The sequence below is a fragment of the Streptomyces bobili genome (genome assembly GCF_002154575.1).
Taxonomy (GTDB): domain Bacteria; phylum Actinomycetota; class Actinomycetes; order Streptomycetales; family Streptomycetaceae; genus Streptomyces; species Streptomyces bobili.
Window position 1 is genome coordinate 46,760 of the sequence record NZ_MUBA01000121.1, and the last position, 10,775, is coordinate 57,534.

10 protein-coding genes are annotated in these 10,775 nt (G+C 74.3%); all 10 read left to right on the forward strand.

Annotated elements, in window-relative coordinates; genetic code table 11:
* Positions 1-128: 128 nt before the first annotated feature.
* Positions 129-1,385 carry an ATP-grasp domain-containing protein gene (locus BZL64_RS11030; protein ID WP_208639417.1) on the forward strand — a complete coding sequence of 419 codons (1,257 nt, stop codon included), beginning with the start codon at positions 129-131 and terminating at the stop codon, positions 1,383-1,385.
* Positions 1,382-2,221, forward strand: a complete 840-nt coding sequence (locus tag BZL64_RS11035) for a Rossmann-like domain-containing protein (protein ID WP_086768545.1) — start codon at positions 1,382-1,384, stop codon at positions 2,219-2,221. Before BZL64_RS11030 ends, BZL64_RS11035 begins: the two co-directional genes overlap by 4 nt.
* Entirely contained in the window at positions 2,218-3,306 is a 1,089-nt protein-coding gene (locus BZL64_RS11040) for a PLP-dependent cysteine synthase family protein (protein ID WP_086768547.1), read from the forward strand. The genes BZL64_RS11035 and BZL64_RS11040 overlap by 4 nt, the downstream gene beginning before the upstream one ends.
* Positions 3,303-4,334: a mandelate racemase/muconate lactonizing enzyme family protein gene (locus BZL64_RS11045; protein ID WP_086768549.1), complete on the forward strand. Its 1,032-nt coding sequence runs from the start codon at positions 3,303-3,305 to the stop codon at positions 4,332-4,334. Before BZL64_RS11040 ends, BZL64_RS11045 begins: the two co-directional genes overlap by 4 nt.
* Positions 4,318-5,715, forward strand: a complete 1,398-nt coding sequence (locus BZL64_RS11050) for an MFS transporter (RefSeq protein WP_107430266.1) — start codon at positions 4,318-4,320, stop codon at positions 5,713-5,715. Before BZL64_RS11045 ends, BZL64_RS11050 begins: the two co-directional genes overlap by 17 nt.
* Complete coding sequence (locus BZL64_RS11055; protein WP_086768550.1) at positions 5,712-6,512, forward strand: class I SAM-dependent methyltransferase; 801 nt, start codon at positions 5,712-5,714, stop codon at positions 6,510-6,512. Before BZL64_RS11050 ends, BZL64_RS11055 begins: the two co-directional genes overlap by 4 nt.
* A 40-nt stretch (positions 6,513-6,552) precedes the next feature.
* A complete protein-coding gene (locus BZL64_RS11060; RefSeq protein WP_086768552.1) occupies positions 6,553-8,127 on the forward strand; it encodes an ABC transporter substrate-binding protein in 1,575 nt (524 codons plus the stop codon).
* Positions 8,124-9,095, forward strand: coding sequence for an ABC transporter permease (locus BZL64_RS11065; protein ID WP_086768554.1), 972 nt, complete (start codon positions 8,124-8,126; stop codon positions 9,093-9,095). Before BZL64_RS11060 ends, BZL64_RS11065 begins: the two co-directional genes overlap by 4 nt.
* Positions 9,092-9,898 carry an ABC transporter permease gene (locus tag BZL64_RS11070; protein WP_086768556.1) on the forward strand — a complete coding sequence of 269 codons (807 nt, stop codon included), beginning with the start codon at positions 9,092-9,094 and terminating at the stop codon, positions 9,896-9,898. Before BZL64_RS11065 ends, BZL64_RS11070 begins: the two co-directional genes overlap by 4 nt.
* On the forward strand, positions 9,895-10,775 hold an 881-nt coding region (locus BZL64_RS11075), incomplete at its 3' end, for an ATP-binding cassette domain-containing protein (RefSeq protein WP_244205298.1). The genes BZL64_RS11070 and BZL64_RS11075, both read left to right, overlap by 4 nt.

Below are 10,775 nucleotides of genomic sequence, written 5' to 3' on the forward strand. Positions count from 1 at the left end.
AGGGGCTGGCAAATGAAAATGGTTATCGATAGCGTGTGGGTGCGCGCAGCCCGGCATCCTCGACCTTCGGCGAGGGTTCGCCGGGCTGCCCTGGCGCGCCCGAACTCGCCGCTCGAAAAAGGGGAACTGTGGCTCATCTGCTGATGGTCGAGAGCTGGGTCGGATCGATGAGCAGGCTGTTGCCCCGGGCCATCGGGGAGGGCGGCCACACGTTCACCTTCCTCACCCGCGACCTGCACCACTACCTGCGCTCGGCCCCCGAGGGGACGGCGCACCCGCTGCTCGGCGCCCGCAACGTGATCACGGCGGACACCAACGACCTCGACGCCCTGCTCCCCGAGGCCGAGCGGCTGCACGCGGCACTGCGCTTCGACGGCGTCCTCACCTCCTGCGACTACTACCTGCCGGCCGTGGCCCGGATCGCCGACCGCCTCGCACTGCCCGGCCCCGGCCCCGAAGCGGTCGGGAACGCCTGCCGCAAGGACGCCACCCGCCGCGTCCTCGCCGAGGCCGCCGTGCCCGGCCCCCGCTTCGCCCTGCACGAGGAGTGGGCCGACCTGGCCCGCTCCGCCCGCGAGATCGGCTACCCACTCGTCGTCAAGCCGGTCGACCTGTGCGCCGGCATGTACGTGCGCCGCGTGGACGACGAGCGCCAACTCGCCGACGCCGTACGGGCGATGGCCGGCTTCCCGGTGAATGCGCGCGGGCAGCGCAGGTCGACCGCCGTGCTGCTGGAGGAACTCATGGACGGGCCCGAGGTGAGCGTCGAGACGGTCTCGCACGCCGGCATGGTCCAGGTGGTCGGTGTGACCGACAAGAGCGTCGGCGGGGCGCCCGCCTTCATCGAGACCGGCCACATGTTCCCCGCCGACCTGACCCCCGCCGACACCGAGGCCGCCGAACAGACCGCACTGAGCGCGCTCAAGGCCCTCGGCCTGACCGAGGGGGTCGTGGCGCACACCGAGATCAAGCTGACCTCCGCCGGACCGCGCGTCGTCGAGGTCAACCCCCGGCCCGCCGGAAACCGCATCACCGAACTGGTCCGCCACGTCACCGGCGTCGACCTCGCCGCCGCCTTCGTGGACGTCGCCCTCGGCCGCGCGCCCGACCTGCGGCGCACCGACACCGGAGTGCGCAGCGCCGCCATCGGCTTCCTCGTCCCGGAGCGCGCCGGCACCCTGGAAGCGCTCGACGGGAACGGCGTACGCGAGGCGGACGGCGTCCTGGAGGTCGAACTCGCCGAACCCGGCCGGACGGTGAAGGCGGCCGGCAGCAACAACGAATACCTGGGGCACGTCATGACCGCCGACACCGGCGGCCCCGGCGCCCGCGCCCGCGTCGAGGACCTGCTGTCCGGGCTGCGCGCGGGACTGGTCGTCCGATGACGACCACCGCGGCCTTCCACACCTTCCACGCGTACGACGACCTCGTCGACCGCGTCCGGGCCGGCGCCCTCGGCCCCGACCCGGCCACCCGGCGGATCGCCGTCGCCTTCACCACCCGGCAGGCCGTACGCCACGACGGGCGCGGCACCGGTTACCGCAACGAGGTGCTCAGCCTGCGCCTCGCCGAGGCCGTCGGCTCCTGCGCCGTCGAACCCGGAGAACTGCCGGACAGCGCGCTCGACGACTGCGTCGGCGCCGACGTGGCCCACCTCCTGGAGCACCCCCTGCTGCCGGTGCGGGTCGCCGCCCTCGACGCCTACCTCCTGCACGTCACCCCCCACACCCCCGAGCACGGCGCCCGCCCGGTCCCGCTGCCCGCCGGATCCTCCCTGGAGAAGTCCCGCGCCCGCGCCCGCGCCGTCGTCGAACTGCTCGACCTGCCCGCCGGAGCGACCGTCCTCGTCGTCGGTGTCGTCAACTCCCTCCTCGAAGCGCTCCGTTCGCGCGGTCTCGGCTACCTGCCGAGCGACCTCAAGGGCGGCACCACCGAGTGGGGCGAGCCCGTCCTCACCGACGCCCTCGCCGCCGCCGACCGCTGCGACGCCCTGCTCGTCTCCGGCATGACCCTCGGCAACGGCACCTTCGAACCCCTGCGCCGGCACGCCCAGACGCACGGCAAGCAACTGGTCGCGTTCGCCCAGACCGGCAGCGCCGTCCTGCCCCGCCTCCTCGGCCACGGGGTGAGCGCCGTCTGCGCCGAGCCCTACCCCTTCTTCTGGCTCGACGGCGGACCAGGAACCGTCCACCGCTACGGCCGTCCGGGAGCCGCTCGATGACCACGACCGCCGTCCTGCCCGACGCGCGCCGCGAACTCCTCGCGCTCCTCGGCCGCACCCCCGTGGTGCGCGTCACCGCCGACCTGCCCGGCCCGCACCCCGGCTTCTGGGCCAAGCTGGAGGCGCTCTCGGCCGGCGGCATGAAGGCGCGGGCCGCGGTGTCCATGCTGCTCGGCGCCCGCGAACGCGGCGAACTGCGCCCCGGCGCCCCGGTGGTGGAGTCCACCTCCGGCACGCTCGGCATCGGCCTCGCCTTCGCCGGACAGGCGCTCGGCCACCCGGTCGTGCTGGTCGGCGACCGCGAACTGGAACGGTCGATGCGGCAGTTGCTGCGCGCCCACGGCGTCCGCCTGGAGATCGCCGAACGGCCCGCGCTCCAGGGCGGCTGGCAGGCCGCCCGCCTCGCCCGGCTCCGCGAACTCCTCGCCGAACTCCCCGGCGCCTACTGGCCCGACCAGTACAACAACCCCGACAACACCGCCGGTTACGCCTCCCTCGCCGCCGAACTCGCCACCCAGCTCGACCACCTGGACATCCTGGTGTGCAGCGTCGGCACCGGCGGCCACAGTGCCGGCGTCGTCGGACCGCTGCGCCGCCACTGGCCCGCACTGCGGCTGATCGGCGTCGACGCCACCGGCTCCACCATCTTCGGCCAGCCCGCCCGCCCCCGCCTGATGCGCGGCCTCGGCAGCAGCATCCACCCGCGCAACGTCGCCTACGACGCCTTCGACGAGGTCCACTGGATCGGCCCCGCCGAGGCCGTCGACAGCTGCCGCAGACTCGCCCGCGGCAGCTTCGTCACCGGCGGCTGGAGCACCGGCGCGGTCGCCCGCGTCTCCGCCTGGGCGGCCCGTGTGCACCCCGGCGCGGTCGTCGCGACCGTCTTCCCCGACGGCCCGCACCGCTACCTCGGCACCGTCTACGACGAGGACTTCACCGCCGCGCACGGCGTCGACCCCGCCACCGCGGCCACCCGGCCCGTGGAGATACCGCACCCGCACACCGCCGAGGCGACGGGCTGGGCGCGCTGCACCCGCGTCACCGACCCGCTCGGCGCCCTCCGCGGCACGGAGGCCCACAGGTGAACGCCCGCCTGCGCACCGTGCGCCTCGTCCTCGCCGAGCCGCTGCGCATCTCCCGCTCCACCATGGCCGCCCGCGACGCCGTGTGGCTGACCGTCGAGCACGACGGACTGCGCGGCCACGGCGAGGCCGTCACCAGCGTGTACTACGGCCTCGACACCCCCACCCTGCAACGTCTCCTCGCCGCCGTCGACCTGGGCCGCTTCGCCGACCCGGAGACCGCCCTGGAAGCCCTGCGCGACGACGAACCCTCCGTGCCGCCGGCCGTGACCGCCGCCGTCGAGGCCGCCCTCCTCGACCTCGTGGGCAAGCGGGCGAACGCTCCCGTCCACCGGCTTCTCGGCGCGCCCGCGGCCCCCGTGGCCGCCACCGCCCGCACCCTCGGCATCACCTCGCTCACCCATGCGGCGGCGCAGGCCCGCCGGCTCGCCGCGAGCGGCTTCCAGGTCCTCAAGGTGAAGGCGGGCAGCCCCGACCCCGAGGACGACGTGGAACGCGTCCGCGTCGTGCGCGACGCGGCCCCCGGTGCACGGCTGCTCCTCGACCCCAACGGTGCCTGGACGCTCCGCCAGGCCGAGAAGCTCCTGCCCCGCTACGCCGAACTCGGCGTCGAGGCCGTCGAACAGCCCCTCGCGCCCGGCGATCCGGAGACGCTGGCCGCCCTCGCCGAAAGGTCACCGCTGCCCGTCATCGCCGACGAGGACGCCGTCGGCCTGGAGGACGCCCGCCGCCTCGCCGGACGCGTGCACGGCGTCAACGTCAAGCTCGCCAAGTGCGGCGGCGTCCACGCGGCCCTGCGCATCGCCGAGGCCATCGAGGGCAGCGGCACCGCGCTGATGCTGGGCTGCCTCACCGCCAGCAGCCTCGGCCTCGCGCCCGCCGTCCACCTCGCCGACCGCGCCCGCTGGACCGACCTCGACGGACACCTGCTCCTCGCCGACGACCCCTGGAGCGGCATCGGCGGCGCCGACGGCTTCGTCCGCGCGAGCGACCGTCCGGGACTGGGGGTGACGCATGCGGACCTGGCATGAGATACGCGGCTTCCCGGTCGCCGTCCGGCTGCTGCTCGTCAACCAGCTCGGCGTCAACACCGGGTTCTACCTCCTCATCCCCTACCTCGCCGTCCACCTCGGCGAGAACCTGGGCATGTCGGCGGCCGTCGTCGGCATCGTCCTCGGCGTGCGCAACCTCAGCCAGCAGGGCCTGTTCCTCATCGGCGGCTCCGCGGCCGACCGGCTCGGCGCGCGGGGCGTGATCATCGCCGGGTGCGCCCTGCGGACGGTCGGGTTCGCGCTGTTCGCGCTGGGCGACGGGTTGCCCGTGCTGCTCGCCGCGTCGGTGCTGAGCGGACTCGCGGGCGCCCTGTTCAACCCGGCCGTGCGCACCTACCTCTCCCAGGAGGCGGGGGAGCGCAAGGCGGAGGCGTTCGCCCTGTTCAACGTGTTCGCCACCACCGGCGCCCTGATCGGCCCGCTGCTGGGCAGCGCCCTCCTCCTCGTCGACTTCCGCGCCTCCGCGCTGACCGCCGCCGGCATCTTCGCCGTCCTCACCGTGGCGCAGGCCCTCGTGCTGCCCGCCCGCGAGGTGCCGCCCAGCGAGGCGAGCGTCCTCGCGGACTGGCGCGAGGTGGCCGGCAACCGCGCCTTCCTCGGCTTCGCCCTCGCCATGGTCGGCATGTTCACCCTGGAGAACCAGCTCTACCTGCTGCTGCCCGACGGCGCCCGGCGGGCCACCGGCTGGGACGGCGCGGCAGGCCTCGTCCTCCTCGTCGGCACACTCGCCAACCTGGCGTTCCAGCTGCGCGTCACCCGGGCCCTGAAGTCCCGCGGCCACCGGGCCCGTTGGATCGCCGCCGGACTCACGCTGATGGGCCTGGCGTTCCTGCCCCCGGCGGTGGTGGCCGGATCGTCGTCCGAGGGATGGCTGGTCGCCGTGCCCGTCCTGCTCGGCGCCCTGCTGCTGCACCTCGGCGTCATGATCGCCTCGCCGTTCGTCATGGAACTGATCCCCGGCTTCGGCCGCCCCGAGCTGACCGGCACCTACTTCGGGATCTTCTACGCCGTCTCGGGCGTCGCCGCCGCCCTCGGCAACACGGTCGTCGGCTGGGCCATGGACACGGGCGAGGGAACCGGCGCCGAGTGGCTGCCGTGGGTGTTCTGCGCCGTGTTCGGGCCCGCTTCGGCGGCCGGGGTGGCCTGGCTGCACAGGCGAGGGGCACTGCCCGCGGGCCGGGGGGCCGATCCGGCGGGCCCGGCCGACCTGACGGCCCCGGCCGACCTGACGGGCTCGCCGGCCCAGGCCGCCTCGGGAGCGTCCGCCACCTCCACCTCCTGCGCGGCCTCCAACTCCGCCTCCACCTCCTCCGCGTCTTCCTGCTCCACCGCCTCCGCCGACGAGAGGAGCAACGCGTGACCGTCCACGCCGACGGCAACCTCCTCACCGACAACCCCGCCCTCTACGAGGCCCGGTTCCCCGACCCCGACCGGCTCGCCGGACGCTGGGCCGAGGACCGCCTGCGCCGGCACGACGCCGGTCCGCGCGTCCTCGACATCGGCTGCGGCACCGGCCGCGACGCCGCCCACCTGCACCGCGCCGGCCGTACGGTGACCGGCGCCGACCTCTCCGAGGCGATGCTCGGCCACGCCCGCGCCCACCACCGGGGACCCGCCTACCTCCGGGCCGACCTGCACGGCTTCGACCTCGGCCGGGCCGCCTTCGACGCGGTGGTCTGCCTCGACAGCTCCCTGCTGTACTGCCACACCAACGACCAGCTCGACGGCTTCCTCGCCTCCTGCCGCCACGCCCTCACGCCCGGCGGACTGCTGGTCGCGGAGATGCGCAACGGCGCCTACCTCCTGGGCCGTACGGACCTCCTGGACACCCCGAAGGTCGACGCGTTCACCTGGCGGGGCGTCAACTACCGCTCGGCCACGAATCTGTACGTCGACCACGGCGCCCAACTCCTGCGCCGTATCCGCGTATGGACCGCCGACGACGGCACGCCACCGGTCGAACAGCACTCCGCCTGGCGGCTGTTGTTCCCGCAGGAGCTGCGGCACTTCCTCGGCGCGCACGGCTTCGAGGTCCTCGAACTCCACGACGGCCCCGGTCCGCGCACCGAACCCCCTTGGCGGGAAGGCGATGCGCCCGGCGTCACTGCCGACGGGGACCGCCTGCACCTCGTGGCCCGCCTGACCACCACCCCCTGATCCACCCACGCTCCTGTCGACTCCACCCCAAGGAACAGCCATGCATGACGAACGTTTCTCCGGCCTGCGCCGACGCGGCTTCCTCGCCGCCGGCACCGGGGCCGCCGCCCTCGCCCTCGTCGGCTGCGGCAACGGCAACGGCACCGGCGACGACCCGGCCGACAGCGGCGACGGCAAGCCCGCCAAGGGCGGGCGGCTGCGCGCCGCGTTCGCCGGCGGTGGCGCGAGCGAGACCCTCGACCCGCACCTGGCCAACCTGTTCGCCGACGCCGCCCGCGCCAAGGCCCTCTACGACAAGCTCGCCGACTTCGGCGCCGACCTCTCCGCGCAGCCCCGGCTCGCCGCCTCGTGGGAGCCCGACAAGACCCTCGCCCGCTGGAAGGTCACCCTGCGCCAGGCCACCTTCCACGACGGCAGGCCGGTCACCGCCAGGGACGTCCTGTACAGCTACCGCCGTATCGCCGACCCGAAGCAGGCGTACCGCGCGAAGGCGTCGCTGGAGCCCATCGACCTCGACGCGAGCCGCGCCACCGGCGACCGGGTCATCGAGTTCGTACTCAAGCGGCCGACAGCAGAATTCCCCAACGTGCTCGCCGCGTTCGGCGCGTACGTCGTCCCCGAGAACGCCACCGACTTCGACAGGAAGCCGATCGGCTCCGGGCCCTTCCGGTTCGTCTCCTTCGCGCCGGGCCGCTCGGCCGTCTTCCGCCGCAACGACGCCTACTGGGACGGCGCCCCGCACCTCGACGAGCTGGAACTCGTCGTCGTCAACGAGGAGTCGGCCCGCGTCAACGCCCTCCTCGGCGGCCAGATCGAGTACGCCCACGAACTCGCGCCGACGACCGCCCGCGCCCACGAGGGCAAGGGGCAGATCGAGATCGTGCGGCTGCGCGGCAGCGCCATGCAGGCCTTCTGCATGAAGACCGACCGCGCCCCCTTCGACGACAAGCGGGTCCGCGAGGCGTTCTTCCTCATCGCCGACCGCCAGGAACTCGTCGACGGCGCCCTGTCCGGCGCGGGCGTCGTCGGCAACGACCTGTTCGGCAAGGGATACGAGTACTACGCCGACGGCCTCCCGCAGCGCGCCCAGGACCTCGACAGGGCCCGCGCCCTGCTGAAGCAGGCCGGTGCCGAGAAACTGAAGGTCACCCTGGACACCTCGGCCGTCGCCGCCGGATTCACCGAGGCCGCAGGCATCTTCCGCGACCAGGCAGCCAAGGCCGGCGTCACCGTCGACGTGAAGGTGGGCAGCAAGGACTCCTACTGGAAGGACATCCTCGACAGCGGCACCCTGTGCTGCTACCGCTCCGGCGCCATGCCCATCGAGGCGCACATCTCGCAGCGCCTGCTCACCGACTCCACCACCAACGCCACCAAGTGGCAGCACAAGGACTTCGACGCCCTCTACCAGCAGGCGCAGGCCACCCGTGACAAGGCAGGACGGGCCGCCGTCTACGAGCGCATGCAGCGCCGCCTGTACGCCGAGGGCGGCTTCCTGATCTGGGGGTTCGCCGACTGGATCATCGGAACGGCCCGTGCGGTGAAGGGAGTCGAGACCGAGGCGCCCGCCAACACGCTCGACTGGGCCCGCTTCGACAAGGTCTGGCTGGCGTGACCAAGAGCCCGAGGACGAGTGGCCTGCGCTCGTTCGTCGCCCGGCGGCTGCTCCTCGGCGCCGCGCAGACCGTCGCCGTCGTGCTGCTGGTCTTCGCGCTCACCGAGGCGCTGCCGGGCGACGCCGCCGTCGCCCTGGCCGGCGACCAGCCCGACCCGGCGCGCATCGCCGCCATCCGCGAGGCGATGGACCTCGACCGGCCCGCGTACGAGCGGCTCGCGGACTGGGCCGCGGGTCTGACGCACGGTGACCTCGGCACCTCCCTGGCCTCCGGCCGCCCGGTGTCGCAGTACCTCGGCGACGGCTTCGGCCCGACCCTCCTGCTGGCCTCCCTCACCCTGGCGCTGCTCGTCCCGCTCGGCCTCGGCCTGGGCGTTCTCGCCGCCCGCCACGAGGGACGGCTCGTGGACCGGCTGGTCAGCTCCGTCACCCTCGCCGTGTACGCCGTCCCCGAGTTCGCCCTCGGGGTCCTGCTGGTGACCGTCGTCGCGCTGAAACTGGCCTGGCTGCCGCCGACCGCCGTCGGCTACGGCACCGACCTGCTCGGCCACCCGGCCGCCCTGGTCCTGCCCGTGCTGGTCCTGCTCTCCCGGCCGGTCTGCTCGCTGTCCCGCCTGGTCCGGGCCGGCATGGTCGACGCCCTCGCCGCGCCCTACGCCGTCCACGCCCGCCGCTGCGGCCTCCCCGGCGCCCGTGTCCGCTACGCCCACGCCCTTCCCAACGCCCTCGCCCCGGCGGTCCAGCAACTGGCCCGCACCGCCGACTGGCTGCTGTGCGGGGTCATCGTCGTCGAGGCGCTGTTCGTCATTCCGGGCCTCGGCACGGTCCTGCTCAACGCCGTCGCCGAACGGGACGTACCGGTCGTGCAGGGGCTGGCCGTGGTCTTCGGGGTGCTGACCGTCCTCCTCAACCTGGGCGCGGACCTGGTCGCGCACCGGCTGACGCCCCGCGCGGAGGTGGCCGCGTGACCCGCCGCCGCTTCGCCCTCGGCCTCACGGTCGTCGCCGTCCCGCTCGCACTCGCCCTTCTGGGCCCCGTGTTCGCCGGCGAACCCGGCCCCCGCTCCCTGTCCTTCGCCCTCGGCGACGGTCACCCGCCGCTCGGCACCGACTTCGTCGGCCGCGACGTCTGGCGGCAGATCCTGCTCGGCGGCCGTACGGTCGTGCTGACCGCCCTCGCCGCGACCGCCCTGGCCTACCTGGTCGCGCTGCCGGTGGGACTGACCGCCGCGCTCACCCACGTACGGCGTCTGGAGGAGCTGCTGATGCGGCCGCTGGACGTGCTGCTCGCCGTACCGTCGCTGCTGCTGATCCTGCTCGTGGCGTCCGTGTTCTCGCCGGGCGCGGCCGGGCTCGCCCTGCTCGTCGCGCTGGTGAACGTGCCCGACGCGGCCCGGATCGTGCGGGCGGCGGCGGGCGAGGCCGCCGCCCGTCCGGCGGTCGAGGCGCTGCGCATGCAGGGCGAGAGCTGGTGGCGGATCGCCGTGGGCTACGTCGGCCGGGCCACCCTGCGCACCCTCGCCGCCGACGCCGGGATCCGGCTGACCGGTGTGCTCTACCTGGTGTCCACGGCCGCCTTCCTCGGCGTGGGAGTCGCACCGGACGCCGCCGACTGGGCGGTCATGGTCGACCGCAACCGCACCGGACTGTTCGTGCAGCCCTGGGCGGTGGTGGTGCCCGCCCTGCTGATCGTGGCCCTGACGACCGGCACGAACCTCGTCTTCGACGCCGCCCTGGAGAAGACCCCGCGACGGAAGGGACGACGACCGTGAGCCACCAGCCGGCGCCGAGGACCGGCGAGAGCGCCCTCGCGGCGGAGATCCGCGAGCTGCGCGTCGAGATCGACGGACGGGCCGTCGTCGACGGCGTGAACCTGCGGGTGCCGGCCGGCCGGGTGACCGCCCTGGTCGGGGCGTCCGGCAGTGGCAAGACCACGACCGGCCTCGCACTCCTGGGTGAGTACCCGCCCGGCGCCCGCGTCACGGGGGAGGTGCACCGCCCCGGCGACGGGCCGGTCGGATACGTGCCCCAGCACCCCGCCGCCGTCCTCAACCCGGCCCGCCGCGTCAGCGCCCTCCTCCACGACATCGCCCGCCCCCAGGTACGTCACCTGCCGCGCGCGGAACGCCGTACGGCCGCCCGCGAACTGGTCCTGCGGGCCCTGAGCGACGCCCAACTCGCCGACGGCGAGGCACTGTTGCGCCGCTACCCGCATCAGCTCTCCGGTGGCCAGCAGCAGCGCGTCGTGCTCGCCCAGGCCCTGCTGCTCGGCGCCCGCGTCGTCGTCGCCGACGAACCCACCACCGGCCAGGACGCCTTGACCAAGAGCCGCATCGTCGAGCAGCTGGCGGCGGTCGCGGCCACGGGAATCGCGGTCGTCCTGCTCAGCCACGACCTGGACGTGGTGCGCGCCCTCGCCGACGAGGTTCTCGTGATGCGCGCGGGCAAGGTCGTGGAGTCGGGACCGGCCGAACGGCTGTGGCTCGCACCCCGGCACGAATGGACCCGCAGGCTCCTCGACGAACACCGGGCCGACCCGCCCCAGGACACCGGCGCCGAGGGTGAGGTGCGGGGCGCGCAGCACGGTGGTGGTGCCGTGCGCGGCGGTCAGGTCGCGGACGGTCAGCACGGGCCGGGCGGGGTCGGCGC